This is a genomic window from Sphingomonas sp. EC-HK361 (genome assembly GCF_902498785.1).
Lineage (GTDB): Bacteria > Pseudomonadota > Alphaproteobacteria > Sphingomonadales > Sphingomonadaceae > Sphingomonas.
This window is the reverse complement of record NZ_LR701494.1, coordinates 434,332-460,817: the sequence shown is the minus strand read 5'-3', so window position 1 is coordinate 460,817 and position 26,486 is coordinate 434,332. Positions and strand designations below refer to the sequence as shown.

The 26,486-nt window shown below is 65.7% G+C and carries 27 protein-coding genes and 1 pseudogene; 14 read left to right on the top strand and 14 right to left on the bottom strand.

Translation table 11 applies throughout. The features are described from left to right. Positions 1–21: 21 nt before the first annotated feature. The 4 genes from BOS5A_RS09415 to BOS5A_RS09400 all read right to left on the bottom strand — a co-directional run bounded on the left by BOS5A_RS09415 (position 22) and on the right by BOS5A_RS09400 (position 3,184). Positions 22–354: a four-helix bundle copper-binding protein gene (locus tag BOS5A_RS09415; protein WP_151954925.1), complete on the bottom strand. Its 333-nt coding sequence runs from the start codon at positions 352–354 to the stop codon at positions 22–24. Positions 355–443: 89 nt separating this feature from the next. Further along, positions 444–1,322 (bottom strand): DUF4396 domain-containing protein, encoded by an 879-nt coding sequence (locus BOS5A_RS09410; protein ID WP_234419402.1) that lies wholly within the window; start codon positions 1,320–1,322, stop codon positions 444–446. 70 nt (positions 1,323–1,392) lie between these two features. Next, positions 1,393–2,706 (bottom strand): hypothetical protein, encoded by a 1,314-nt coding sequence (locus tag BOS5A_RS09405; protein WP_017980793.1) that lies wholly within the window; start codon positions 2,704–2,706, stop codon positions 1,393–1,395. Between the two features lie 292 nt (positions 2,707–2,998). Beyond that, positions 2,999–3,184, bottom strand: coding sequence for a hypothetical protein (locus tag BOS5A_RS09400; protein ID WP_177179223.1), 186 nt, complete (start codon positions 3,182–3,184; stop codon positions 2,999–3,001). Between BOS5A_RS09400 and BOS5A_RS09395 the strand changes: the two genes are divergently transcribed. Both BOS5A_RS09395 and cueR read left to right on the top strand, forming a co-directional pair. Further along, positions 3,134–5,395: a heavy metal translocating P-type ATPase gene (locus BOS5A_RS09395; RefSeq protein WP_234419287.1), complete on the top strand. Its 2,262-nt coding sequence runs from the start codon at positions 3,134–3,136 to the stop codon at positions 5,393–5,395. The genes BOS5A_RS09400 and BOS5A_RS09395 overlap by 51 nt on opposite strands. Next, complete coding sequence (cueR, locus tag BOS5A_RS09390) at positions 5,392–5,775, top strand: Cu(I)-responsive transcriptional regulator (protein WP_017980795.1); 384 nt, start codon at positions 5,392–5,394, stop codon at positions 5,773–5,775. The genes BOS5A_RS09395 and cueR overlap by 4 nt, the downstream gene beginning before the upstream one ends. Positions 5,776–5,827: 52 nt before the next feature. On the opposite strand, the gene BOS5A_RS09385 is transcribed toward cueR, so the two are convergent. Then, on the bottom strand, positions 5,828–6,349 hold the full coding sequence (locus BOS5A_RS09385) for a DUF6118 family protein (protein ID WP_017980796.1): 522 nt from the start codon (positions 6,347–6,349) through the stop codon (positions 5,828–5,830). Between the two features lie 212 nt (positions 6,350–6,561). On the opposite strand from BOS5A_RS09385, the gene BOS5A_RS09380 reads away from it, so the two are divergent. Beyond that, on the top strand, positions 6,562–7,809 hold the full coding sequence (locus tag BOS5A_RS09380) for a cytochrome P450 (RefSeq protein WP_017980797.1): 1,248 nt from the start codon (positions 6,562–6,564) through the stop codon (positions 7,807–7,809). Positions 7,810–7,882: 73 nt separating this feature from the next. On the opposite strand, the gene BOS5A_RS09375 is transcribed toward BOS5A_RS09380, so the two are convergent. After that, complete coding sequence (locus BOS5A_RS09375; protein WP_017980798.1) at positions 7,883–8,299, bottom strand: MerR family transcriptional regulator; 417 nt, start codon at positions 8,297–8,299, stop codon at positions 7,883–7,885. Positions 8,300–8,361: 62 nt separating this feature from the next. On the opposite strand from BOS5A_RS09375, the gene BOS5A_RS09370 reads away from it, so the two are divergent. From BOS5A_RS09370 to BOS5A_RS09365, 3 genes are all read left to right on the top strand, one after another. Next, a complete protein-coding gene (locus tag BOS5A_RS09370) occupies positions 8,362–8,778 on the top strand; it encodes a mercuric transporter MerT family protein (protein ID WP_017980799.1) in 417 nt (138 codons plus the stop codon). Then, complete coding sequence (locus BOS5A_RS16260; RefSeq protein ID WP_081609171.1) at positions 8,778–8,999, top strand: GDCCVxC domain-containing (seleno)protein; 222 nt, start codon at positions 8,778–8,780, stop codon at positions 8,997–8,999. Before BOS5A_RS09370 ends, BOS5A_RS16260 begins: the two co-directional genes overlap by 1 nt. Before the next feature lie 262 nt (positions 9,000–9,261). Further along, a complete protein-coding gene (locus BOS5A_RS09365; RefSeq protein ID WP_082795033.1) occupies positions 9,262–10,464 on the top strand; it encodes an aspartyl protease family protein in 1,203 nt (400 codons plus the stop codon). On the opposite strand, the gene BOS5A_RS09360 is transcribed toward BOS5A_RS09365, so the two are convergent. After that, positions 10,458–10,874, bottom strand: a complete 417-nt coding sequence (locus tag BOS5A_RS09360; protein WP_004212867.1) for a MerR family transcriptional regulator — start codon at positions 10,872–10,874, stop codon at positions 10,458–10,460. The two genes, BOS5A_RS09365 and BOS5A_RS09360, sit on opposite strands and share 7 nt — an antisense overlap. A 78-nt stretch (positions 10,875–10,952) precedes the next feature. On the opposite strand from BOS5A_RS09360, the gene BOS5A_RS09355 reads away from it, so the two are divergent. The 3 genes from BOS5A_RS09355 (at position 10,953) to lspA (ending at position 14,161) form a co-directional block, all read left to right on the top strand. Further along, the gene (locus BOS5A_RS09355; protein WP_004212870.1) at positions 10,953–11,579 is read left to right on the top strand and encodes a cation transporter; all 627 of its coding nucleotides are present in this window, start codon (positions 10,953–10,955) and stop codon (positions 11,577–11,579) included. Then, entirely contained in the window at positions 11,579–13,540 is a 1,962-nt protein-coding gene (locus BOS5A_RS09350; RefSeq protein WP_151954923.1) for a cytochrome c/FTR1 family iron permease, read from the top strand. Before BOS5A_RS09355 ends, BOS5A_RS09350 begins: the two co-directional genes overlap by 1 nt. Positions 13,541–13,636: 96 nt before the next feature. Continuing rightward, complete coding sequence (gene lspA, locus BOS5A_RS09345; protein ID WP_064311259.1) at positions 13,637–14,161, top strand: signal peptidase II; 525 nt, start codon at positions 13,637–13,639, stop codon at positions 14,159–14,161. A 74-nt stretch (positions 14,162–14,235) separates the two neighbouring features. Here lspA and BOS5A_RS09340 read toward each other — a convergent pair whose 3' ends face one another. The 7 genes from BOS5A_RS09340 to BOS5A_RS09310 form a co-directional block, all read right to left on the bottom strand. After that, entirely contained in the window at positions 14,236–14,817 is a 582-nt protein-coding gene (locus tag BOS5A_RS09340; RefSeq protein ID WP_232318420.1) for a class I SAM-dependent methyltransferase, read from the bottom strand. A gap of 125 nt (positions 14,818–14,942) precedes the next feature. Next, positions 14,943–16,232, bottom strand: a complete 1,290-nt coding sequence (locus tag BOS5A_RS09335; protein ID WP_198161971.1) for a sodium:proton exchanger — start codon at positions 16,230–16,232, stop codon at positions 14,943–14,945. Then, the gene (locus BOS5A_RS09330) at positions 16,229–16,576 is read right to left on the bottom strand and encodes a DUF190 domain-containing protein (protein ID WP_064311318.1); all 348 of its coding nucleotides are present in this window, start codon (positions 16,574–16,576) and stop codon (positions 16,229–16,231) included. The genes BOS5A_RS09335 and BOS5A_RS09330 overlap by 4 nt, the downstream gene beginning before the upstream one ends. Before the next feature lie 14 nt (positions 16,577–16,590). Beyond that, on the bottom strand, positions 16,591–19,872 hold the full coding sequence (locus tag BOS5A_RS09325) for an efflux RND transporter permease subunit (protein WP_084445250.1): 3,282 nt from the start codon (positions 19,870–19,872) through the stop codon (positions 16,591–16,593). A 3-nt stretch (positions 19,873–19,875) separates the two neighbouring features. After that, a complete protein-coding gene (locus BOS5A_RS09320) occupies positions 19,876–21,048 on the bottom strand; it encodes an efflux RND transporter periplasmic adaptor subunit (RefSeq protein ID WP_064311257.1) in 1,173 nt (390 codons plus the stop codon). Beyond that, complete coding sequence (locus BOS5A_RS09315; protein WP_064311256.1) at positions 21,045–22,388, bottom strand: TolC family protein; 1,344 nt, start codon at positions 22,386–22,388, stop codon at positions 21,045–21,047. Before BOS5A_RS09315 ends, BOS5A_RS09320 begins: the two co-directional genes overlap by 4 nt. Further along, on the bottom strand, positions 22,385–22,705 hold the full coding sequence (locus tag BOS5A_RS09310) for a hypothetical protein (protein ID WP_147036290.1): 321 nt from the start codon (positions 22,703–22,705) through the stop codon (positions 22,385–22,387). Before BOS5A_RS09310 ends, BOS5A_RS09315 begins: the two co-directional genes overlap by 4 nt. A 250-nt stretch (positions 22,706–22,955) precedes the next feature. Here BOS5A_RS09310 and BOS5A_RS16255 point away from each other — a divergent pair. From BOS5A_RS16255 to BOS5A_RS09290, 5 genes and pseudogenes are all read left to right on the top strand, one after another. Then, positions 22,956–23,162: pseudogene (locus BOS5A_RS16255) on the top strand (iron permease); the annotation flags it as partial. A 51-nt stretch (positions 23,163–23,213) separates the two neighbouring features. Next, the gene (locus BOS5A_RS09305; protein WP_115381664.1) at positions 23,214–23,402 is read left to right on the top strand and encodes a hypothetical protein; all 189 of its coding nucleotides are present in this window, start codon (positions 23,214–23,216) and stop codon (positions 23,400–23,402) included. A gap of 141 nt (positions 23,403–23,543) precedes the next feature. After that, the gene (locus BOS5A_RS09300; RefSeq protein WP_151954922.1) at positions 23,544–23,894 is read left to right on the top strand and encodes a hypothetical protein; all 351 of its coding nucleotides are present in this window, start codon (positions 23,544–23,546) and stop codon (positions 23,892–23,894) included. 65 nt (positions 23,895–23,959) lie between these two features. Further along, positions 23,960–25,306, top strand: a complete 1,347-nt coding sequence (locus tag BOS5A_RS09295) for a TolC family protein (protein ID WP_151954921.1) — start codon at positions 23,960–23,962, stop codon at positions 25,304–25,306. Further along, positions 25,303–26,484, top strand: a complete 1,182-nt coding sequence (locus BOS5A_RS09290; protein ID WP_151954920.1) for an efflux RND transporter periplasmic adaptor subunit — start codon at positions 25,303–25,305, stop codon at positions 26,482–26,484. The genes BOS5A_RS09295 and BOS5A_RS09290 overlap by 4 nt, the downstream gene beginning before the upstream one ends. Positions 26,485–26,486 lie beyond the last annotated feature (2 nt).

The window sequence follows — 26,486 nt, the reverse complement described above, 5'->3', positions numbered from 1 at the left end:
CGACCGCCCGCGCAAGCCCCGCTATGCCGCCATCCGATCGCAGGAATCGGCGCACTTCCGGCACGCTGCCACGCAATCCTCCATGCCGCCCAGGGCCTCGCAGCTCGCTGCGCAAACCCGGCAGATCTCGGCACACTCGCGGCAGATATGCTGATGGTGGGCGGACTTGCGCGCCATGAAGTCGATCGCAACCGCGCAAATTTGCGCGCAGTCGGCCATGATCTTCATATGCTCGGGCGCGGCGTGCTGGCCGCCCATTTCGAGGCAATGGTTCATCGCCATGTGAAGACAGGTCACATGGCATTCGTGGCAGGCGTCCATGCACGCCTTCATGCCGGGGTCGATCTGGTGCATCGCATTATCTCCGTATGAGCCCCCGCCTGTTCCTAGATACGCGCGCCGCGCGATCACCCCTTGCCGCGATCTCCGTCGTTCGCGGCAAGTTACATGGCCCACCGACCGAACAGCGTCGCAATGATGATGCCCGCGCCAAGCATGATGAGCGTCAACACTGTCATCGCGGCGATCTGAGGTCCGGTCACGCGCGCGCCGGCCGCCATGCCGCTCATCCCTGCCATTGCGTCGTGTCCCATGTCCGGCATCGGCGTGGCCGATTGCCGGTCCGCGCCGACTTCGTGTCCGCCATGCCCCAGCGCGCGCACCGTGCCCATGCCGTGCTTCAAGCGCACGCCAACCAGCCAAAGGTTGATCGGATAGGCGACTGCGAACCCGACGAGTGTCGCCAGCGACATGACGCCCCAAAAGCGGAGCGAGCTGGCGTGCATCGCGGCCATGTCGCGGCTCATCAACACCACCATCGTCGGGATCATGCCGGCCATGACGGCATTCATCGACAGCCATTCGGGGATGAACGACATGCGAAGCGCGCCCCAATAGGAACCGCCCGCCATGTCGCGCATGAAAAGCGCCTGGAAAATCAGCAGTCCGAACGCGAAGCCGAACACATATTCCGCGATCACGTCCTGCCACATCGGCAGGCCGAGCGCCGTGGTGATCGCGGCTGCGGCGATGACGCCGGTTGCATCGCCCGCCATGCAATGGATGGCCGAGCCGAACGCCTGCTTCCAGAGCGGTCGAACGAAATCCTCGTGCCGCTCGTTCGCCGGCTCCTGGCAGGACAGGACATAGGCCGCGGCCATGATCGGGCCACCATAGAGCGTGACCAACAGCCACCCCCATTTCATCACGCGCAGCTCGGGGTTGCGGGTGAAGGCATCCCACGCGACGTAAGCGACCGAAAGGGCGGTCAGCACGAACCACCCGATCAGCACGGCGTCGAGCCAGGGGGCCGGGGATGGCATCGTCACGGCAGCACTCCTCTACATGCTAGAGGATACGCGGCTCTCCGGATCATCCCTTGCGCGGAGCGGGCTAGGCGAGCTTGCTGGAAACGGCCTTGATCGCTTTCAGTCCCGATCCGAACCGCGCGATGGCCTCCCGGTTCTTCTCCAGCTCGCCATAGGGCAGGTAGGATATGTCGAGGTCGGCTACGCGGCTGAACGCGGGCCGCTGCAACTGCGCGCGAACGTCCGTCTCGCGCGCGTCGGGCGCGACAAGGAACAGCCCCGCGGTCGCGTGAAGGTCGCCACCGCTCAAGGCCAGGTCGAGCATCCTGACGATGCCCGAATAGATCGAGGTCGAATGCTCCACCTCGAACGCCGCGGCGACATGATCGCCGGCCTTCTCAAGCCACAGCACGTCGATCAGCCGGATCGAGTCAGCGCCCTTCGACGTCGCGATCGTGTCGGGCAGGCGCTCAAGGCATCCTGCGCCCAAGGGTGATCCGTCGAAGGCGCGGCTGCGGTCGTTCGCGGCGATCCATACGTCATAGCCGAGCGCCAACCCTAGATCGCGAAGCCATGCCTGGATTTCGGTATGGGTGCGCTCGTTCTCGCCCTCGCGCTGAGCGGCCTTGCTGAGCGTGCGCGCTTCCTCGCGCGCCGCCTCAAGCCGCTGCCCCCAGCTCGCCAGCGTCGCGCCGCTCACGTCGAGGGGCGGAGCCGGATAGCGATCGGAGCCGATGTCGAACAACAGACCGCCGATCGCGCCTAAATCATTCGATAGCAGCTCGCGGAAGCGGTCGTTGAGATCGAGGATGCCGGTCCGCATCGCCAGAAAATGCTCCCAGCTCCCGAGCTTCACATTCGCCCCCGTCAGCGCGTTGTAGCCCTTAACGATTGCGGTGTTGAAGGGCGGCACCAGCGTCGGGTGAAGGAAGTAGAGGAGGTTGGCGACCGCCGGACCCAGCCCCTTGATCTTCAAACGGTCGATCGCGTGGATATGGCTGATGATCTCCTCGGCCGTGTCGCAACAGGAACAGGCGTCGAGCAAGCGGCCGAACGCGCGCTGATTGTCGGGGCTCTCGTAAATGTCGGGGATGCGGAGCTTCGGCTTCCAGAGGAACGCATGGTCCGCGCCCTTGAAGATTTGCCGCTGCTCGGCGACGGAATGGACGACGGTTTCGAGCGACGATCCGCGGTAGGCGACGCCGAACGTGCCGCGCTCGATCTCGCCGACAACCTGGGTGATGCCGCGCCGGATTGATCGGAAGTTCTTCAACCGTTCGTCCCAAAGAAACCAGCTCCGATAGGTCGCGCCCTGATCGTCACGCCAGCGGGCAATTAAGCGGCGCACCAGGCCGTCATGGTCGGTGCCAGTAGAAAGACTGTCGATCTGCGCTGCCATATGTCCCCGATTGCCCCCGGCCCGCGTTTGGCGAGCTAGTAATAGACCTAAGCTGCGGCCCTTATGGCGTCGAGGGTGTAGAGCTGGCCCCCGCAATATGAGGGCAACGCCGCTCCCGCGCGTAGATTCAACATACACGCCAGCGGTGCCGACAGGGCCTTGACCCTAACACGGTGTCATACCCTACATGCTCTCGGGTCGAAGGAGTCTTGCCATGAACGACCCTCATTCCCATTCCCAAGCCGGGGGTTGCGGCTGTTCGAAGCCTGCGCCTGAATCGGTCTCCACGCCCTCATCCTGTTGCGGGGGCGGCTCGGCCGCTCCCGCAAAGATCGAGCACGAACATCATCACACCGAAGCGGGCGGCTGCTGCTCGGGCAGTAAGGACAACGATGCCGCAGCAGCAGTGATCGACGCGGTGTGCGGCATGACGGTCGATCCCGCAAAAACGACACACCATGCCGAGCACGCTGGTCATGCCTATCATTTCTGTAGCGCAGGGTGCCGGAGCAAGTTTGTCGCCAATCCTGACGCCTATCTGAGCGATAAGCCGAAACCGGAGCCGATGGCGACGCCGGGGGCGATGTGGACGTGCCCGATGCACCCGCAAATTCGCCAGGAAGGGCCGGGAACTTGCCCAATCTGCGGCATGGCGCTCGAACCCGAAGAACCGTCGCTCGACGATACTCCCAACCCTGAGCTGGTCGACTTCACGCGCCGACTGTGGGTGGCGGGCGCGCTCACGATCCCGCTGCTCGTCGTCTCGATGTTCGCGGAAATGTTAGGCCTGCATGTGGTTAGCCCTGCGGCCTCGCCTTGGGTCCAGCTCGCACTCACCGCGCCGATCGTGCTGTGGGCGGGCTGGCCGTTTTTCGAGCGGGGGTGGACATCGCTTCGTACCCGCCATCTCAATATGTTCACACTGATCGCGATCGGCGTAGGTGCCGCCTTCCTCTATAGCGTGGTCGCGACGCTCGCGCCGGGCATCTTCCCAGCGACCTTCCGCACGCATGGGAGCATGGTTCCCGTCTATTACGAGGCGGCCGGCGTCGTGGTGACACTGGTGCTGCTCGGGCAAGTGCTCGAACTGCGCGCTAGGGCGGCGACAGGGCGCGCGATCCGCGCTCTCATGGATCTCGCCCCCAAGACGGCGCAACGCTTGCAGCCTGACGGTTCTGAAGAAGAAGTCGGGCTTGCCGACGTGGCAACCGGTGACCGGCTGCGGGTCCGCCCCGGTGAAGCCATCCCGGTCGATGGCGTCGTGGTCGAGGGTCGTTCGTCGGTCGACGAAGCCATGCTCACCGGCGAACCCGCGCCGGTCCTCAAGGAAGTCGAGGCGATCGTTACCGGGGGCACCGTCAACGGGACGGGCAGCCTGGTGATGGAAGCCCGCGCGGTTGGTTCGGACACGATGCTCGCGCGTATCGTCCGCATGGTCGCGGAAGCGCAGCGAAGCCGCGCCCCGATACAGGCGGTCGCCGATCGGGTTTCAGGATGGTTCGTGCCGCTCGTCGTGCTGATCTCGATTGCGACCTTCATCACTTGGTCGCTGGTCGGCCCTGAGCCGCGCATGGGCCATGCCCTGCTTAACGCCATCGCAGTGCTGGTGATCGCCTGCCCGTGCGCGCTCGGGCTCGCCACGCCCATGTCGATCATGGTCGGCACGGGACGCGGCGCTCAGGCCGGCGTGCTGGTGAAGAACGCGGAAGCCTTACAGGGGCTGGAAAAGGTCGATACCCTTGTCATCGACAAGACGGGTACGCTCACGGAAGGCAAGCCCAAGCTGATCGCGGTCGAGACGGTCAGCGCGGTCGGAGAGAACGACATGCTCGCGCTTGCCGCGGCCGTCGAAGGCCAATCCGAACATCCGCTCGCGCACGCAATCGTCGTTGCCGCCAAAGAACGAGGATTGCAGCTCGGCACAGTCGCGGACTTTGCCTCGCAAACCGGGCTGGGTGTCAGCGCCACGGTGGGCGGCCGCTCGGTCGTGATTGGCAATGCGGTGCAAATGAGCCGGATCGGCGCTGATCTCAAGCCGGTCGACGCCGCGGCCGATCGTCACCGTGGCGAAGGCGCGGGCATCATCCTCGTCGCGATCGACGGGGCGCTCGCCGGTCTGCTCGCAGTCGCCGATCCGGTGCGCGCATCGGCGCGCGACGCTATTGCCGCGCTTCGCAAGGAGGGCCTGCGGGTCGTCATGCTCACCGGCGACAATCGTGGGACGGCCGATGCTGTCGCGCGCGCCGTGGGCGGTCTTGATGACGTGCGCGCCGATCTGCTGCCGGAAGACAAGGCGCGTATCATCGGCGAGCTGAAAGCGAGCGGCGCAAGGGTCGCAATGGCGGGCGATGGGATCAACGACGCCCCGGCGCTCGCCGCCGCGGATGTCGGCTTGGCGATGGGAACGGGAACAGACGTGGCGATCGAAAGCGCCGGCATGACGCTCACGCGCGGCGATCTCTCGGCGATCGTGCGCGCCCGCAAGCTCGCTCGCGCGACGATGCGAAATATCCGCCAAAACCTGTTCTTCTCGTTCTTGTTCAACGGAATCGGCGTGCCGGTTGCGGCCGGCGTGCTTTACCCGGTTGCCGGTATCCTGCTGTCGCCGATGCTGGCCGGTGCAGCGATGGCGCTCTCGTCCTTCACCGTGGTCCTGAACGCACTGCGGCTCAACGCGGTAAAGCTGTGAACATCGGAGCGGCGTCGGACGCCAGCGGCGTCTCCCAACGCATGATCCGCCACTATGAAAAGATTGGTTTGGTGCCCGCGCCGCCACGGCGCGGGAACTACCGGGACTACGCCGACGCTGACGTTCATCGGCTGCGATTTATCGCCAACGCGCGCGACCTGGGGTTCCCGATCGAGGAAATCCGCACGCTGCTGGGGCTGTGGTCGGATCGCGATCGGTCGAGCGCGGAAGTGAAGACGCTGGCGGAAGCCCGCGCTGCCGAACTGGGCCGCAAGGTCCGCGTCTTGGACGCCATGCGCCGCTCGCTTACCGGGCTCGCCCAAGCCTGTCATGGCGATGATCGGCCTGATTGTCCGATCATCGAACGCTTGGCTGAATAACTTGCGCGGCTAACTTTTACTCCACTTGAGCGTGATCGTGCGTCGCACCGTTTCACGCGTTTCGCGCTGCGGCTTTGCCGCACCCCTCGATCGCCGCGCGGTTGGCCGTCACGATCCTGTCGGCCCCGACGATGGCGCGGAACGCGGTGGGACTGGCGCTCTGGATCATACGCTGCCCGGCTTCCCAGCGGGGCAAGTCGAGCGTCCGCGCCGCCATGCGCTCGGGCCATTGCCAGCTCGCCGGTGCGATCTCGCGCGCGACCAGGCCCGGCACGATCGCCCATGCGAGGATGCCGGCCGCCACCCCACCCAGGGCAAACCATAGCTGCCGATTCTTCTGGTCGGCGCGTGTCCATGCGGACCCGGCGATGGCGCGAAGATCGGCCATGATGCGGGCCTTGTCCTCGCCCGCCTTGGCGAGCGCCGCCTGATCCTCGCGCCGGGCGGCGCTGCCCGCCGCGGCGATGCGCTGCGCCATCTGCTCCGGCGTCATCGCCAGCGCCGGGGCCGCTTTCAGGAATTGGCCGATGCGCGCGACGTTCTCGCCTGCCGTGTTCACGTTCTGCTGGAGCACGCCAAGCGTCTCGGTATGGTCGGGTATGTCGATCGCCGCGCTCGGCCGCCAAGCCCTCCACGGCGCAGCGCCAGCTCGCCGCGCATGGCCTCGAACGCCTCGGCCGCGCCTGCTCCGCCCTGATCGTCCTCGTTCGTCACCTGTCGTGAGCCTGCAACCCGTGATATTCCTCCGAGTTAATCAAAGGAGACCCAACAATCACCGGACCGGTCATGCCTAAGACACCACACACGAAAGGCCCGGACGAAACCCTTTCTCTCCTCGCCGATCCCTATCGGTTCATCTCCAGGCAGTGCCAGCGCCTAGGCGCAAACGCTTTTGAATCCCGTTTCCTGCTGAAAAAGACCAACTGCCTTAAGGGGGCCAAGGCCGCCGAAATCTTCTACGATACGACCCGCTTCGAGCGCGAAGGTGCCATGCCGGTCGCTATTCAGAAGACACTGCTGGGCCAAGGCGGCGTTCAGGGTCTGGACGGCGAGACCCATCGGCACCGCAAGCAGATGTTCATGGGCCTGATGACACCAGAGCGCGTGCGGGCGCTGGCGCAATTGTTCGAGGCCGAGTGGCGCAGGGCGGTGCCGGGCTGGACGCGCAAAGGAGAGATCGTCTTCTATGACGAGTTGCATGAGCCGCTGACGCGAGCGGTATGCGCTTGGGCGGGAGTTCCTCTTCCGGACGATGAAGCCGGCAACCGCGCGGGCGAGCTGCGGGCGCTGTTCGACGCCGCCGGCTCGGCGAGCCCAAGGCATCTTTGGTCACGGCTGGCCCGTCGTCGCGTCGACGCATGGGCGAAGCGGATCATTGAAGGCATTCGGGCCGGGAGCATCGGCTCGGGCTCGGGGACCGCGGCTTACGCGATAGCCTGGCATCGCGACCGGCACGACGATCTTCTTTCGCCGCACGTCGCAGCGGTCGAACTGGTAAATGTCCTTCGCCCGACCGTCGCGATCGCAGTGTACATCACCTTCGTCGCCCACGCGCTGCAAACCTGTTCAGGGATCAGGGCGGCCTTGGTTCAGCAGCCGGACTATGCCGAGCTCTTCGTCCAAGAGGTCCGCCGATTCTATCCCTTCTTTCCCGCTGTGGTGGCGCGCGCGAGCCAAGATTTCGAGTGGGAGGGGATGGCCTTTCCGGAAGGGCGTCAAGTGGTGCTAGACCTTTATGGGAGCAATCACGACGCAGCGACCTGGGCCGACCCCCAGGAGTTTCGCCCTGAGCGTTTCAGGGCTTGGGACGAAGACTCCTTCAACTTCATTCCGCAGGGCGGCGGCGATCACTATCTCGGCCATCGCTGTCCCGGCGAATGGATCGTCCTCGCGATCATGAAGGTGGCGGCACACCTCCTCGTCAACGCGATGCGCTATGACGTACCGGACCAAGACCTGAGCATCGATTTCGCCAGGCTGCCAGCGCTTCCGAAAAGCGGCTTCGTGATGCGCAACGTCCACATAGGTGGCTAGGGCCGCGTGCCGTGGTGATGGTGATCGGCTCCGTTATCGACCGTTTGCGCGAGTACGGGGTGCGATGCGACATCTACGCAGTCGAATGTTGGTTCAGCAAGTCGATCACGGCGCACCTCGCCGCCCCGTCGCCTTCGCAACGGTCGATGGTCGCAGCCAGCAGGCTTTCTAGTTGCGCCAGATCCTCCATCTTAGCGCGCACACGCTCTAGATGGTGAGCCGCGATCTCGCGGACCTCACTGCATGACGCCTGCGCAGAACCGCCAAGAGACAGGATCGCGCGCACCTCGGCCGGGGAGAAGCCGAGTTCGCGCGCGCGACGGACGAACCCAAGTGCGCGGACGTGACCGGTCCCATATACCCGCCGCCCGCCGCTTGTGCGGGGTGGCGTTGCGAGAACACCAACGCGCTCGAAGTACCGGATCGTCTCGATATTCACGCCAGTCCGGCGAGACAGCTCGCCGATCGTGATGCTTTCCTCAACGCGCATATATTGCTTGCTCCTGTAGTCACTACAGGATGCATAACGGGCTAACCCGCTAGAGGCGATAGATGAACCAAGAGACCATCCCGCGTGAACCCCTAGGCGCACCAACGTCACGACGTCGCGCCGACACGGGGCTATCCGCCCTCGGCGCGCTTGCGAGCTTAGCCGCTGTTCTAGCTGCGGCGTCATGCTGCGTCCTGCCCCTCGCACTCGCGGCGCTCGGCCTGGGGGCGGGCCTGTCCAGCAACTTCGCCGCGCTGATACCACTACGGTGGCCGCTAACGGCGACCTCCCTCATCGGCTTGGCTGCTGGGTGGTGGGCCTACGCGCAGCGGCGGAGGTCCTGTGCTGGGGACCGGTCCTGCACAATGCCGCTGCCCTCGCGCGCGACACCTATCCTGCTCGCGATTGGAACGGTTCTGACGCTTATCGCGTTCGCCTGGGACCTCCTAGAAGCGCCGCTGATGAACGCGCTTTCCTGATGCAGCTCACCTCAACCCTGACCTGTCCCAAATGCGGCGGGGTGGCCACCGAAAGGATGCCCACCAACGCCTGCCAATTCTTCTATGATTGCCGGCATTGCGCGGTGGTGCTGCGGCCCCTGGCTGGCGACTGCTGCGTGTTCTGCTCATTTGGCGATGTCCCATGCCCTCCGATCCAGGAAGCGAAAGCAAACGGGACTGTGGCGGGCTGCTGCGGGTGAGGCGATAGCTTCACGTTTCTTCGTGAACTGGGGTCCTGCTCGCCAAGGTCGCGCAAGCGAAATTGCCTACTTCGGTCTTATTCGACCGGTTCCTGACCTGCCTCAACTGCTCATTTTCGAGAGGGCATTTGAACAGGATAGCATTTCGGGCGCTTCAAAAACCCTTGCTCCTCCAGTTGCTAGAGCATGTAACCGCAATTTGCTCTCCTGCGGACGGGGGGCTGGAGGTGGCTTTTTGACGGCCCGTGTTGAAGCAATCGGTATGTCTCGACGCTCATTAGTGGCGCGGCTGGTGGCCTGTGGAACCGGCTTGGTGCTCGGTTCTCCAACGCTCGCGCGACAGACTTCCCGGTCTGCGGCCTCGTGGAACTTCGGCGCGGCTCACCTCGAATGGGAGCCGCTGGAAGTCGGCACGGGTGATACCCTCCTTGTTTCGGCACAAGTGCGCGGAGTGCCGGCGCGGGCGGTGCTCGACAGTGGCAGCGGCGCGTCGATCATGAGCACGGCGCTCGCGGCGAAGCTCGGCTTGAACAATGGTGAGCGGCGCATGATTAGCGGGCTGAGCGCCAAGGCCCCGGTGCTGCTGGTCCGCGACATCGACGTACAGCTCGCCCGCGAAACCCGTCGCTTACCCTTTGCCGTTGTTGGTGATCTGAGTTCAGTGTCGGCGGCCTTCGGACGACCGATCGACGTTCTCCTCGGTGCCGATATGTTCACGGGCAGCTGCATCGCGCTCGATTTCGCGAACAGGCGTATGGCGGTCGTCAAGTCAGGCACGTTTCTCGCCGGCCCCGACTGGCGCGCTGTCGCGCTCGGACGCGGTGCCAAGCAGGAGCTGTTCATCCGGGCCTCCGTCGAGGGCCTGTCTCCCGTGCCCTTGATGATCGATCTTGGCAGCTCGGCCGCGCTGATGCTCTCGTCGGCCTATGCCCGCGATCAAGGGCTGTTGAACGGGAAGCTCGTCTCGACCGCGGCGATCGGCGGCGTCGATGGCGTGCGAGTCAACGATGCTTTCACAACCCAGAACATCAACATTGAAGGGCTTGGCGTCTCGAACGTCCCCACACTCGGGATGAGAGCTTGGCTCTCCACCAGCACGGTTGGCAATGTCGGCCTACCGCTGATCGCTCAATTCGACGTGGTGTTCGACGTGACCGCCGGATTCGTGTGGCTCCGGCCACTCGGTCCTCGTCGTCGCCTGCCGATGCTGAAGGACCGTAGCGGCCTTGGCCTCGCAGCCTCACCAACGGCGCTCACCGTCGTTCATGTGGCGGCGAACAGTCCCGCGGAAAAGGCTGGCTGGGCGGTCGGCGACCGGATCGTGGCGGTGAACGGCCATTCGATCGATGCGAACTATACGCGTGGGGAGCTCTGGCAAGTGCGCTCCCGGCCTGCTGGCACCCTCGTAAAGCTGACGATGGCCTCGGGTGATGTGCGCGACCTCAGGCTAGCCGACTATTACTGATCGGCTTGAGGGTGGCCTTTGCCGATCGCCTTCATGATCCGACAATCGGCCATGCGCGCCTTGGTGCAGCTCTGGCTGAGCATTGCCAACTCATCCCGCAACACCGCGAGTTGCGCCAGCCTCTCCTCAACATCCTTGAGGTGCTGAGCAGCGATAGCTGAGGCGGCACCACAATCCTGGTCCGGGTTCTGCGCCAGCCCCATCAACGATCGTATTTCGTCGACCGAAAAGCCGAGCCGGCGACCGTTGCGGATGAAGTGCAAACGCTCGATGTCGCTGGCATCATAGGTTCTACGGCCCGACGCCGTGCGCGGGGCGGAGCGCAGCAACCCGATCGACTCATAAAACCGGATCGTCGTCACTTTTGTCGACGTCTCGCTGGCGAGCTGCCCAATCATCACCGGCTTCATCATGCCATCCTTGCTAATGCGAACGTGTCGCACATTTCGCTTGCTTCTACAGCGACTGGAGGTGGTAAGGAAGGCCGCATGAATGCTTCTACCGAAAGCTGCGGGTGCCACGGGGAGCCCGCGCGCGCGCAAACCGATCCGGCCTATCGCCGTGCGCTGCTGACCGTCGTGGTGCTCAACCTCGGCTTCGGAGTCGCCGAGCTGTTCGGCGGGTTCATCGCCGATAGCCAAGCGCTGAAAGCGGATTCCCTCGATTTTCTCGGGGACGGGTCGATCAGCCTTATCGGTCTTCTCGCGCTTGCCTGGTCCGCACGGGCGAGGGCAAAGGTCGCGCTGACGCAGGGGTTGTTTCTCGGTGCGCTTGGCGTGGGCGTAATCGGTTTCGCGATTTGGCGCGCCCTGAACGCAACCGCGCCGGATGCCGAACTGATGGGCACAATCGGCGTTGTCGCGCTCGCGATCAATGTCGTGTCCGCCTTGGTGCTTGCGCGTTTCCGGGAAGGGGACGCCAATGTTCGCGCGATCTGGCTGTTCAGCCGCAACGACGCGCTCGCCAATGTCGCGGTGATCGCCGCGGCCGGTCTGGTGGCGTGGACAGGAAGCGCCTGGCCGGACCTCGCCGTCGCCGGCCTCATCGCCCTCCTGTTCCTCCACTCCGCTTATGAAATCGTCACTGGCGCTCGGCGCGAACTGGGAGAGCGGTAGTGCGTCTGCTCACCTTGATCCGGGCAATGCTCTCGCTGCGGCTGCTCGCCGCGCTCGCTGCGCTGCTGATCCCTGCTGCGGCATTCGCCGAACCCGGCGACGTGCAAACCGCATGGCGGCTGCTCGACTATATGGCCGTCGATTATGGAGGCGCGGTCGCGAACGGTCGGATCAAGAGCGCGTCGGAATACGCCGAAATGAATGAGTTTGCCGCGTCGGTCTCGACACGGCTTCAAGGCCTGCCGGCGAAGCCGGAGCGCCAAGCCCTCATTCAGCGGGCCGCCAACCTCCAAGCGGTAATCGCGGAAAAGGGATCGACTGAACAGGTGGCAACACTGGCGCACGGGCTCGCGGCCGATCTGCTGCGCGCCTACCCGGTGCCGCTCGCGCCCGATAAGGCTCCGAACCTCGTCTCCGGCCATGCCCTGTTCCAACAATCCTGCGCGTCCTGTCACGGCATGACGGGCAACGGCCGTGGCCCCGACGCCGCCAAGCTCGCGACACCCCCGATCGCCTTTACCGATGCCGAACGTGCGCGCCAGCGCAGCGTCTTCGCGCTCTATCAGGTGGTGACGCAGGGCATCGACGGGACGGCGATGCAGAGCTTCGCCGATCTGCCGAACGATCAGCGCTGGGCGGTAGCATTCCGAGCCGGGAGCTTCGCCTTCACGGACGCGCAGGCGCGCGAAGGCGAGCGGCTGTGGAAATCCGATCCGACCCTTCGCCGTCGCATCCCGGACCTGAAAACCCTGGTCGCACTCACCCCGGCCGCGCTCGGCGCGGCGATCGGCGACGCCAAGGCTGACGCCGTGCTCGCGTTCCTGCGTCGCCACCCTGAACAGGTGATGCAACAGGCTCCCGGCTCGCTCGCGGTCGCCCGCGCCAAACTCGCCGAAAGCGTGGCCGCTGCCCGGCGTGGCGATGCGCGGATGGCAAAAGAGCTGGCGCTGTCAGCCTATCTCGATGGGTTCGAGCCGATCGAACCAACGCTCACCGCGCGCGACGCGACGCTGATGGGCCGAATCGAGGGCGCCATGGGGGAGTTCCGCGCCGCGATCGACCGGGGCGCATCGCCCGATGATCTCGCGGAGAAGGTCACGGTGCTGGGCGGCTTTTTCGATGATGCAGAAGCGGCGCTCGCGCCCGATGCCGCCACCGAGGCGTCCACGTTCCTGGGCGCGTTCACGATCCTGCTGCGTGAAGGGCTCGAAGCCCTGCTCATCGTCGTCGCCATGATCGCATTCCTGCGTAAAGCCGACCGCGGCGAGGCGCTGCGCTACGTTCATGGCGGCTGGGTCAGCGCGATCATCGCGGGCGGAATCACCTGGGCGGTCGCCACCTATGCAATCGGGATCAGCGGCGCGAGCCGGGAGCTGACCGAAGGGTTCGGCTCGCTGTTCGCCGCGGTCGTGCTGCTCTCGGTCGGGATTTGGATGCACGGTAAGGCGCAAGCCGATCAGTGGCAGCGCTATATTCGCGAGAAGATGTCGCGGGCGCTCTCGGGCGGGTCGGGCTGGTTCCTGTTCGGACTCGCCTTCGTGGTCGTCTATCGCGAGGTTTTCGAGACGATCCTGTTCTACGCCGCTCTCTCCGCGCAAGGTGACAACGGGATGCTGCTCGCCGGTGCCGGATCGGCCATTGGACTGCTTGGTGTGATCGCCTGGGCAATGCTCCGCTACAGCCGCAAGCTGCCGATCGCGCAGTTCTTCCGCTATAGCTCCTGGCTCATGGCCGTTCTGACCGTCGTGCTTGCGGGCAAGGGCGTCGCCGCTCTCCAGGAGGCCGGCCTTATCAACATCGCACCGCTCGCGGACGTGCCGCGGCTGTCGATGCTAGGGTTATTCCCCACCTGGCAATCGGTGCTGGCGCAACTCCTGATGGCGGTCGCCATCGCAGTGGGGTTTGCCTGGAATCGGCGCAACCGATCTCGCTCGGGTTCCGGCCCGGCGACGGCTCACTAGGCGAGGCTCGCATTTGCCCCCGCTTCGCTCGCGCACACTGGCCGGCATGTCGCGCATCCGCGACGGGCGCCAGGACCTCGCGGGTACGCAGCGGACATGAAAGCGGGCACGGCCACGCTGCTGATCGCCACGGGGGCCGCGCTAGACCTGGCGACCAAGGCATGGGCGCGGGCTGCGCTCGAACCCTATGGGCCGGCGGGCGATTTCCTGCCCTTCGTCTCGCTGCGCCTGACCTTTAACGAGGGCGTGTCGTTCAGCCTGCTCGCCTCTGATGGCGACGTCGGGCGCGCCCTCCTGATCGGGCTCACGGCAATCCTGACCCTCGGCCTTGTCGCGTGGGCCTACCGCTCGCAGGGCTGGCAGCGCACGGCCTTAGCGGTCGCCGCGGCCGGCGCCGTGGGCAATCTGATCGACCGCGCCGCACGCTGGTCTGTAACCGACTTCCTCGGGCTGCACTTCGGGAGCTGGCACCCCTTCGTTTTCAACCTCGCCGACGTGTGGATTTCGCTCGGGGTCGGGCTACTGCTGCTCGGGCCATACTTACCCGCAAGAGGATCGACGGCCGAAGCGTTTCGCCGGAATGGCGCTGAACGCCCGGCAGCTACGGACGGAGGGCCGTGATGACAGAGAGTTCTCGCGACAGGCGCCCTTGATGGAGGCAACCGTCCGCCCCCGCCTTTTCGGCTGATACCGAGCTAAGGCTTGTGTGCCGAGTAGATAGAAATGGAGCCGGTCGGCGTTGATATCGACTGGCGCTCGATCACGCGATCGAACCCCGCCGCGGCGAACATGCGGGGTAGCACGCCATCAGCGTTCGGCTGGGTGTTCGCGAACCCGTCGAGGCGCTGAATCTGCCGAAACAGAGCCCGCATCGTCCGGCTGCGCTGCTCGCCATAGTCGGCAACGAAACGCGCGCCGCTTGGCCGCAGAACGTCAAATATCGCGTCAAGGATCGCCCGTTTTATGACAAGCGGGCATTGATGGAATATCAATCTCGACACGACCTTATCGACCGGCTCGATCCCGGTCCTCGCCAGCTCGTCACCCATCGCCTCGGTCCATTCGATCGCGGCGCGCGTTTTGGCTGCCTTCGCGTGGGCGATCTTCAACACGGACGGGTCGGGGTCCACCCCGATAACGCGCGCGGCCGGGCATTGCCGCTTCACCATGATTGCGAAGCTGCCCGTCCCGCATCCTACATCTAGAATCGTTTCGCTCGGGCTGGGGGCCGCCAATTGCAGCAGCGCGGTTCGCCATCGGCGCTCGCGCGTCAGCAACGCTATCGCATGATCGTATAGACCGGTCAGCTCGGGGCGGCCCAGCGCGGCACGTAATCGCGATCGAGGACGACGGGGTGCCGCTGTTTCATCCTGCCAACGGTTCCATCGTCATTGCCGAAACATCATGCATTTTCTCCCCGATGCCTTTGAGGTCGAATGGCACCCACGAGTCCCGCCAGATACTTGGCGTTCAAAGCAAAGAGCCCGCCGGCGAGCACGATGTAAAACCAGCCGAGTGCGGTCAAGCTGGCGACAGTGCGTGCCTCATCACCCTGCCAGGCTACAGCGAGCACGACCTGAACGATGAATAGCCCGGCAAGCGCTGCCGCCCCAAGCAAGCTCAGCCCGAGGCGAAGTAGGAGGGCGATGCCGAACAGCGACTGCGCCGCGGTCAGGAAGAACTCCTCATGCTGGCGCGCGTCGAGTGGTAAACTCGAAAGCTGGCCCGCACCTAGACTGACGGCGAGGGGCAACATGCCGACCAGCAAGGTCCACTGGTTGATCTTGTCGGAAATCATCGTCGCTAAGCCCTGTTCGGACCGCCTCGCCAACACGAAGAGAATGGCGACTGTGACCGCGGGGGCTTCGCTGGCGAGCGGCGCGAGCCATTGGATCAGCAGGAACTCGTCGAACCCGAGCTGACGGCCGGAGTCGACCATCGCTTCGGCGAACGGCTCCGCCGACGCGAGGATTACCGCGGCTGCCACCAAGGTCAGTCCGCCCATGACAAGCCATTGGCGCGTCGGAGAGAGCAGGGTGAGCGCAGCCGCAGGACCGGGCTCGTCATCATCGTCGTCGTCGCTGCCCGCGCCTTCACCCTTGTCGCTCGCTCGCCACATATACAGGCCGAACAAAGCAATGAGCAGGACCGTATCGACGATGCTGATTGCGTCCTTCAAGAGGACGCTGAACGCATAAAGGCTGGGCACGAGGAGGAAGAGGATCTCGACCCGGTTGGCGCTAGAAAGCGAAATTGCGCGTTCGCCTGTCTTGCGCCAATGAAGCAGCACCAGAAGCGGCCAGGCGATGCCGACCAGCAGCCGGTTCGCACCGGTCATATTTGCTGCCGCATAGTGGACGTAATTGGACCCTGGATTAGCCCCAGCCGAGTAGGCGTAGTAGAAGTCCACGGCATATTCCGGGAGCACGGTGATCAGCGCCACGATGGCGACGATCAGGCCCGCGGAGATGCGCGACTCCGCGGCTTCCGCTCCCCATGACAGGTAGAAGCCGGCTGCCAGGATGGCAGCGCCGAACAGCATGGCGTCGAGCAGAGGGTTTGGCCGCCACCCCTCGATCCTCAGAATAATGGCTGGGATCATGGCAAGCGCGGTTAGCGCGACCAGCATGACGAAGCGGCGCAACGATGCTGGATGCGCCTCCGAAGGGAAGAGATCGACTTGCCTCATCATCGTTTCGCCCCTCCGTTGTGGTCAGCGTCGGCCGTCGGGGTAATGATCTCGACCGCCTCCAAGGTAATCAGTCCGATCTCCGGAACGTCGGCGAGCTGGGTCGCAAACGAACGCAGCCTAGGGTCTTCGTCGACGATCTCGACGACCACGGCGCGGTCGCTTTCGAGCACATGGCGACGGTGGACGTGCGCCGATCGGCCGAATCCGATGAGCGCCTCCAGGACCGTCACTCCGGCAAGCCCGGCGTCTCGCGCCCGAGAGGCGACAACCTCATAGACCTTGCGATCTCCGACATAGGCGGCCTCGTCGGTGTAGATGCGGAGCAGTCTGGCTTGCTGGTTCATGCTTGGCTCCATTTTCATATCGTGCCCGGTCCAGGGAGCTGGTGCGCTCCCCCGCCGTCGTGCGGTTCGGGATCATGCCGTGCGGGATCACCGCGCTTGCTCGCCCGCTCGCCCCAGCCGAGCACCACCCGCGCAATGGCGGGAAGGACGAGCAGCGTCAGGATGGTGGCGGCGATTAGGCCGCCGATCACCGTCGTCGCCAAAGGCTTTTGCACCTCGGCGCCGGTGCCGTGCGCGAGTGCCATCGGCACGAAGCCGATCGCCGGCACGAACCCGGTCATGACAACCGCGCGCATCTTGTCCGCCATGCCGTTGCGGATCGCCTCGGCGATCGGCGCGCCGTTCTCGATACGCTCCCGGATCGCGGTCATCACGACCAGTCCGTTCAGCACGGCAACGCCGGCAAGGCAGATGAACCCGACCGCGGCCGACACCGAAAAGGCGATGCCGGTCAGCGCGAGCGTGAACACACCGCCCGCCAGCCCTAAGGGCACGGCCAAGAATACCGCCCCGGCGCGCGCGAACCCGCCCAACGCCATGTAAAGCAACCCGAAGATGGCAAGGAAGCACAAGGGCACCACGACCGCGAGCCTGCGGCTCGCATCCTGGAGGCTCTGGAACTGTCCGCCCCATTCAAGATAATAACCGGCAGGCAGCTTCACCCGCGCGATCTTGGCTTGTGCCTCTGTGACGAACGACCCGGCATCGCGACCTAAGAGGTTGACCTGGATGGCGAGGCGACGTTTGCCGTTCTCGCGCCTGATCTCATTCAGCCCCTCGGTGACGCGTATCTGCGCCACCTGGGCAAGCGGCACCTGCTGGCGCGCTTGGCCGGCTTCGCTGGGCAGCAACACCGGTAGCGCCTGAATTTCATCGAGGTTGATTCGTGTAGCCTCGGGCACCCGCACGGTGATGTCGAACCGCCGGTCGCCCTCGTAGAGCAACCCGGATTCGCGACCGCCCAACGCCGCGGAGACGGTATCGGCGACTTCCCTAACCGTCAGGCCGTAGCGCGCGATGGCGGCGCGATCGAGCTTGACGTCGAGCGTGGGCGCACCGCCAACCTGGTCGGCCTTGACGCTGCCCGCTCCGGGGATCGACTGTAGAATGCGGACCATCTCGCCAGCGGTCTGCGCCATCTTGTCGAGATCGTCGCCGTAGAGCTTGATCGCGACGTCTCCGCGCACGCCGGCGATCAGCTCGTTGAAGCGGAGCTGGATCGGCTGGCTCATCTCGTAGAGCTGACCGAGCTGACCCCGAGACGCTTTCTCAATCCGCTCGATCACGTCCGCTTTGGTATGGACGCCTGCCGGCCACTGATCCTGCGGCTTAAGAATTACATACCCGTCCGACATATTCTGCGGCATGGGGTCGGTCGCGACCTCGGCCGTGCCGGTTTTCGAGAACATCAATTCGACCTCGGGCAGCTTGGTGACGGCCGCTTCAACCTCGCGCTGCATCACCAACGACTGTTCCAGGCTGACGGATGGCACGCGTGTGGACGCGAGCGCGATGTTCTTCTCGTCGAGCTGGGGGATGAACTCGCTTCCCAGAAGCCCGAACGCGGGGATCGCCGCCAGAAAGAATGCCAGGCCGCCAAGGATGAACGGCCACGGGCGCGCAATTGCCTTGTCGAGGAGCGGTAGATAGCGTGCCTTGGTCTTGGCGATCAGCCACACTTCCTTCTCGGCGACGCGGCCCCGGATCAGCAGCGCGACCATCGCGGGCACGAAGGTCAGCGCGAGGATGAACGCGGCGACAAGCGCGAGCATGATCGTGATCGCCATCGGCGAGAAGGTCTTGCCCTCAACGCCGGTGAACATGAGCAGCGGCGCGAACGCGAGCAGGATGATTGCCTGCCCGAACACGGTGGGCTTAATCATCTCCTGGGAGGCCCGCATGGTCTCCTCAAGCCGCTCGCGAAGGGTGAGGAGCCGCCCCTCATGCTCCTGCCGGTGCGCGAGCCTCGCCAGGCAGTTTTCGATGATGATGACCGCGCCATCGACGATCAGGCCGAAGTCGAGCGCGCCCAGGCTCATCAGGTTTCCGGGGACGCGAAAGGCGTTCATCCCCATCGCCATCATCAGGAACGAGAACGGGATCACGAGCACCGCGATCAGCGCCGCGCGCCAATTGCCGAGCAACAGAAATAGCGCCGCGGCAACAAGGATCGCGCCCTCGGTCAGGTTACGTTCGACCGTCGCGACCGTGGCACTGACGAGCTTGGCGCGATCGAGCACGATCTCGACTTCGACGCCCGGCGGCAATGTTTTCCCGATCTGATCCAGCTTCGCGGCCACGTCCTGCGCGACGATCCGACTGTTTTGGCCGATCAACATCAAAACGGTGCCGATCACGGCTTCCTTGCCGTTCACGCTGCCCCCGCCGGTGCGAAGATCGCCCCCGCTCTCAACGTTGGCGATCTGTCCCACCGTGATCGGCACGCCGCCTCGGGTGGCAGCGACGGCGTTCTTGATCTCGTCCACCGAGCGCACCCGCGCGTCGAGGCGCACGAGATAGCCTTCACCGCCGCGATTATAGTAGTTAGCGCCTACCGCCAGATTGGCGTTCTCCAGAGCCTCACCAAGCTCGCTGTAGGAGATGCCGTAGGTGGAGAGCTTCACCGGATCGGGTTCGACCACGAACGTCTTGGCATATCCGCCGATCGAGTCGACGCCGGCCACGCCGGGAACAGAACGTAGCTGCGGCCGGACGATCCAGTCCTGCACGGTGCGCAGGTATCCGGCTTGTTCAACCTCGTTGGTCAGCCGCTCGCCTTCCGGCGTCAGATAGCTCCCGTCAGACTGCCAGCCGGGCTGGCCGTTCGCGCTCCTGGCTCCTTTTCCTCCCGGATTGGCGAAGCGGACCGTATACATCACGATTTCGCCGAGCCCGGTGGTCACGGGGCCGATCTGCGGCTGGACACCATCGGGAAGCGTGTCGCGCGCCTGGGTCAGCCGCTCGCCTACCTGCTGCCGCGCGAAATAGAGGTCAGTGCCTTCGGAGAAGATCGCACTGACCTGGCTGAAACCGTTGCGCGAAATCGATCGGGTCGTCTCTAGGCCGGGGATGCCGGCAAGCGCGGTCTCGATCGGATAAGTGACGAGCTTTTCCATTTCGACCGGCGAAAGACGCCGATCGACCGTGTTGATCTGCACCTGGTTGTTGGTGATGTCGGGCACGGCGTCGATCGGCAGCTTGGTGAGCTGCCAAACACCGATGCCGGCGATCCCCAAAATTATGAACAGAACCGCCCAACGCGCGCGGACAGCCAGCGCAATGAGATTGACGATCATCTGTTATTCTTCCTCGCCCGCGCCCTTGCCGAGTTCGGCCTTGAGCAGGAATGCGTTCTTGGTGGCGATGGTCTGACCCGATGCGAGACCGGACACGATCTCGATGCGGCCGGCGCTGCGCTGCCCGGTGGTGACGGGGACGGCTTTGAACCCCTTGGGCGTGCGGACGAACACCACGTCGCGAGCATTGAGCGATTGCACCGCCTCCTCGGGCACCACGATCGCGGTCGATGCACCGCTGCGGCTCGGAAACAGCCGCACGCGCACGGCCAAGCCCGGCTGAAGCCGACCGCCGATCACGTCGAGCACCGCGGTCGCAGCGCGAGTTTCGCCGCTCAAGGTCGGCGTCACGGCGCGAACACGGGCGCTGGTCGTGGATCCGTCTGGCAGGTCGATGATCGCCCTGTCACCAGGCGCGAGCCGCTGCGCGTCCGCAGGTCCAACCGCCGCCTCGATCTGTATCTGACTGGAATCGGCGACGCGGAACAACTCGGTCTCCGGTTGCACGAACGCGCCCAGGCTGACATTTTCCGATGTCACGCGTCCCGCGATTGGAGAGGCGACGACGACGCCGCGCCCGTCGCTGGTGACATTGGCCGCTCCTGCCGCGACGCTCGCACGCCGCGCCTCGGCCGCCGCTGATGCGGCTTCCGCCTGCGCCGTTTCGAGGTCAACACGCGGCGAGACCTTTTGGCCGTAAAGATAGCGTTCGCGCGCAAGGTTGCGTTGGGCAAGAGTCGCTTTCGCCGCGGCCGCTGTCCGGTCGGCCGCGATCTGGGCGGCGTCGCGGCTTTCGACGATCGCCAGCGCCTCGCCGCGTCTGACAGGATCGCCCAATCGTTTGAATACCCGCGTCACCGCGCCCCCCGCGCGCGCCGTCACGATCGCCTCGCCCGTGGGCGACGGTGCGACCGTCGCCTGGGCCACGATCTCGGCCGCCAACCCGCCTGGATTGACGGTTTCGGTGGTGACGCCCGTTCTCTTCATCATCTCGGCGCTCATCGGGAGCGTATCGCTCGGCGCCGCCTCCGCTTCGGCCGCCTCGGACTTGCCACCCTCGGGCGCGGGCGCGGCCGGGGTGTCGGCCGTCCATCGTGCGACGGTGAACCCGCCCGCCGCCGCAACGAGCACCGCCGCTGCCACGCCGCCCAACAAACGCTTGTCAGATAAGATCATCGAATATCTCCGGGGATGGCGGGGCGCGCACTCGAGGGCGTCTGCTCGGCCGATAGGGTGGCTGGCGCGGTGAGCCGCGCCAGGCGGGCCTCCGCGTCGCGGTATGTGGCAAGGGCGTCGATCGCTGCGGCGCGCGTTTCGCGAAGCGTCCGCTCGGCCTCCAAAAGATCGAGTTGGCTGAACTTGCCCGCCGCGTAGCCGAGGCGTGCGATGCGGGCGGCCTCCGCGGCTGCGGTCAGCGCCGGTCCTCCCGCCGTGCGCGCTGTCGTCGCGGCATTGGCAAGCTCGGCCTGCGCGCTCGCGATCGACCGATCGGCCTCTAGCAACGCCACCCGGCGTAGCGCCTCCGCCTGGGTTGCCTGTGCCTGGGCCTGGGCAATGGCCGCGCGACCATTGTTGAACACCGGAAAGGGGACCGACACGCCGAATACCGCCGCCACATCGTTCGTTGCCTCAAGTCGGCGCGCGCTCGCGCTCACCGTCACGTCGGGGATGCGCTGCGCCCGCGCGAGCCGGACCTGGGCGCTCGCGGTGCGCGCGTCAGCATTGGCCGCTGCCAGCGCCAGCGTGCCCTCGGCCGAGATAAGCTGGGTGGGTCCGTAGCCGCCGATCCGCTCGAACCAAGCCGTATCCAGCGGCCCGGTCACGGGCTGGCCGATCAGCCTCGCCAGGTTCGCGCGCGCCACCTCGGCAGTGCGCGCGGCCCGTTCCACCGCGGTCTCCGCGTTGATGCGAAGCACCTCGGCGCGCTGTTGCTCGATCGGCGACGCCGCGCCTGCTGTCACACGCACCCGTGCCGCCCGCGCGCCCTCAGCCGCAAGGCCGGCTTGCTCGCGTGCGACAATCAACCGCCGCTCGGCCGCCGCAGCCTCGATGTAGCTCTGCGTGATTGAGAGTGTGAGGTCGGCGATCGCGATGGCCGCGCCGATCCGCGCCCGGTCGATCTGCGCGTCCGCGACCGCGACTCGCGCCGATCGCTTGCCGCCAAGCTCGATCGGAAGCGCCAAGCCCGCGGTAGTTTCCGCGCTGCGGAGTCCGCGATATTCGCCGCTGCCGGCGACGTTCTCGGTTTCGACGACGATCTCGGGGTTGGGGCGAAGCGCCGCCACGCGGCGACCAGCCGTCGCGGCCTGTACGCCTGCAGTTCCGGCCGCAATCGAAGGAGAAACGGCGCCGCCAAGCGCCAGAGCGCGCTCAAGGGTGAAGGGAGGCTCCGAAGGCACGGCCGATGACGGTGCGGACGTCTGCGCCAGTGATCCCGACACGGGGAATGCGAGGAGCAGAACTGCGACTAGGCTCTTCCTCTTCCAGCTTTTCTGTCGAACTTGGTGCTTGCTCATCCGATTTCCCGCGATTCATGTCGCAGGTTGCGCTCATGCAACCTACAGTCTCTAGAGGAGCAAGCCCTAATTTCGCTGCTGTGCTTTCCCATCTCGAAACTGGGGCGAAGGGCGACGACGACCCGGCGTGCGGTCACGGCCTGCACGCCGGCATTGCTGACCACCAGCGGATGGAATGCAGCGCCGCCCGGTGCGAGCGCGCGTTCAAGGATGAAGGGCGGATCGGTAGCGGCCTGGGATGGCCGCGCGGCCGTTTGCGCCTGCGCTATCGAAGCGCCTGACGCGATGGCCATAAGGGCCGCGATGACACGGGACATGAATGATCGTCTCCTGACAAACCTGGAAGCCCGTGCGCGCGCACAGGTGCTAGGGGTTCGTCAGGCTTGTGGAGGCCGTAAAGCCGGGTCGCTCGTCGCGGGCGTGATCGACCCTTGATCCCACGACAGCGGGCACACGCGCATTGCGCTCGCCGAGAACACGGGGGCGGGCGTCACCGGCACGCCGATGTGGTCGCCATGGCAAGTCACATGATGGTGCGGATAACCCTTGTCGGAATCGGCTGGCACCGGCAAAGGCGTCGCCGCGCTCCAGGAAGCCGGCCTTATTAACATCGCGCCGCTCACGGACGTGCCACGGCTGTCGGTTCTAGGCGTGTTCCCCACCTGGCAATCGGTGCTGGCGCAACTTCTGATGGCGGTTGTCATCGCGGTCGGATTAGCTTGGAACGGGCGCAACCGATCTCGCTCGGGTTCTGGCTCAGCGACAGCTCACTAGGCGAACCATGTGACGATCCAAACTCACACATTGTTGTTCGGAGAACTAAGAATGTCGAAGTTCAAGCTCATCGGCGCGGCTGTCGCGCTCACCATTTCGTCCGCCGCTTTCGCCGCCATCGCGGCCGATTGCTGCCCGGATATGGTGTGCTGCAAAGACAGCGCGGACCCTTGCGGTGATAGTGGCGAGGCCAAGGGTGGCGACCACGCCGCGCCCGCCTCAGCCGAACAGCATCGCTAGTTCATAGGGCGGGGGCGGGCAACCGCCCCTACTTTTCGCCAAGCTCTGCGCTTTTGCCTCCGCGCGTCTCGCCGTCCCGCCATGCTGCTGTGAAGATTGAAGCGCTATCCCACGAACAACGATGCTGCTAACAAGACAAACGTGCGACGCCTGCTGAACATCCTTGCTTGCCTCACGCTCGTCGCTTCCTTGGGAACGACGGCGACCGCGCACGCGCTGGAGCGTCCGGATGTCAGCGTCGCGGGTTATACGTCGGCGGGCGAGCAAATAGTCCAAGGCCACGCGCCCGGCGATTCTGACGAAGTGCCGGCGGATGGCGACAAGGCTTTTCCGCACCATCATGGCGGCTGCCACGGCGATCACGTCGCAGCGCCGGTCAAGGTCGTCTCCGATACGGCCGTGCGCGATCACCGCACGATCCCAGTGCCGCTGGTCGAGACGGTGCGTCCGCGCTCGACGGCCGATCCTGCGCTGAGGCCGCCGCAAGCCTGACGATCCGCTGACCCTGCCGGCCTGTGCCGTGCGGGGCGGACCCGGTTCGTCAGGAGACATCATCAATGCATCGTATCATCGCGGCCGTGCTGGCTGCGGCGTCGCTCGCCGATACAGCGGGCGCGCAGACGGCACCGCCGCCGGGCTTCCCGGCAGCGACCGCTTCACCTCAGGCGATGGGCGCATTTTCGCTCGAAAGCGCACTCGCAGCCGGCGGTGTGCCGTCTGCCACCGCCAGTTCTGCCGCGTCTTCAAGTTCGGGGGCCAGCTCGACGTCGGCGTTGCCGTCGGTCGCGGCGGCGAGCGCCAGCGTCGATGCCGCCACGGCCGCCCGGCGCGTCGCCGGCTTGCGTCCCAATCCCGAAGTGCAGGCCCAGGTCGAAAACATCGCCGGGACGGGCGCCTATAAGGGGCTGCGCAGCTCCGAAACGACGGTCGGCGTCGCCCTGCCTCTCGAACTTGGCGGCAAACGTCCGGCGCGCGTAGCCCTGGCGACCGCACGCCTAACGCGGGCGCAGGTTCAGACCGAAATCGCGCGCGCCGACCTGCGGCTGCGGATCACCCAGCTCTATATCGAAGCAGCGGCAGCCGAGCGGCGCGCCGAAGTGCTGGGTGAGCAGGCGAGCATCGCCAACAATGCGTTTCGCATCGCCAGCGACCGCGTCCAGGTTGGCGACGTTGGGCCGATCGAGCAGCAACGCGCCGATGTGCTGCGGATCAACGCACAAGTCGCTGCCGACAGCGCGGCGCGGCAGGCACAGGCCGCGCGAGCCAATCTCGCGACCTTGCTCTCCGGTCCGATCGACGGCCCGCTTGATCGCGCATGGTTCGAACGGATCGACGGCTATGGCCCGCCGCGCCCGACCGAGGTCGAGGGTACCCTGACGCTTGCGGCGGCGGAAGCCGACGTTCGCACCGCCGACGCACAAGTGCGCGTCGCGCGGTCGCTCCGCGTGCCGGACCTGACCGTCAGCACCTTCGCCCGGCGGTTAAAGGCAACGGGTGACACCGCCGCGGTGGTCGGCATCTCGATTCCGATCCCGCTATTTAACAACGGCAGTGCGTTCGTGGCGCAGTCGCGATCAGAACAGACGGTGGCGCTCGCGCAGCGCAATCTCGCGCTGATCGACACCCGCCAGGCCATTGCCAGCGCACAAACGGAAGTGGCGAATGCCGCCGCGACTGCTCGTGCGGCCGGTGGTCCCGGTCTCGCCGCGGCGCAGGAAGCCGCCCGCATTGCGCGGATTGGATGGGCGCAGGGCAAGTTCGACCAGATCGCGCTCCTCGATGCCGAGCGCACCCTGTCACAGACCCGCCAGACCTACGTCGATGCCCTCGCGGCTTATCACGACGCACAGGCGCGGCTCGACCGGCTCACGACGCCGGCCCCCTCTTCTGGAGACAATCGATGATCGATCAGGACGCTAACCAGAAGCGGCGCCTGCTGGGCGGCGGTGCCGCCATTGCCCTCGTCGCCGCGCTCGGCGGCTTCGCCGTCGCGCGGTGCAGCGCCGACCAGCCCGCCACGACTGAAGCCGCGACCGGCAACAGCACCGCCGCTGCCCCGGAAGAAAAAGCCCCGGATACCTTGACGATGACCGCGCAGGCGATCGACCAGGCAGGAATCGCGACCGAGACGATCCGGTCCGGCGGGCTTGGCGCAGAGATTGTCGCGCAGGCGACGGTGAACGCCTCACCGCAGGGCGAGGCGATTGTCACCGCGCGCGCAGCCGGTGCCGTCACGCGGCTGATGAAGCGGCTTGGCGATCCGGTCCGCGCCGGCGAAACGTTGGCGATCGTCGAAAGCCGCGAGGCGGCGCAGATCGCGGCCGATCGCACCGCAGCAGCGGCCAAGTCGACGCTGGCGCAGAAGGCGCTCGCGCGAGAAAGCTACCTCTATCGCCAGAAGGTGTCGGCGCGAGTGGAGCTGGAACAGGCGCAGGCCGAAGCGGCATCGGCCGCAGCGGAAGCGCGGCGCGCGAGCGTGGCGGCGGGTGCTGCCCGTGTAACAGCAGATGGTCGAGGCGTGATCGTGACTAGCCCGATCTCGGGACGCGTCACGGCCGAGAGCGCCACCCTAGGCGCGTTCGTGCAGCCCGAAACCGAGCTGATGCGCGTCGCGGATGCCTCGAAGGTGCAGATCGAGGCAGCGGTCGGACCGGGGGACGCGCAGCGGCTCTCGCCCGGCGACCGTGCCATCATCGAGTTGGCCGATGGGCGCACGATCGATGCGCGGGTGCGTGCGGTCACGCCGGGGCTGGCGAGCGAGACCCGCTCGGCGACGGCGGTCCTCGATGTTCCCGGCGCGCTTCAACCAGGCCTCGCGGTAAGGGTGCGGCTGCTACCTAGCCGCGGCGATACCTCGAACGCGATCGTCGTGCCGGAAGACGCGGTGCAATCGCTCGAAGGGCGCGACGTGGTGTTCGTCCGCACCGCGAAAGGCTTCCGCGCGCAAACGGTCACAATCGGCCAACGCAGCAACGGCCGTGTCGAGATCCTCAAGGGTCTGCCGGACGGCAGCCAGGTCGCGACCAAGAATGCATTCCTGCTCAAGGCCGAACTCGGCAAGGGCGCGGGCGAGGAAGAATAGAC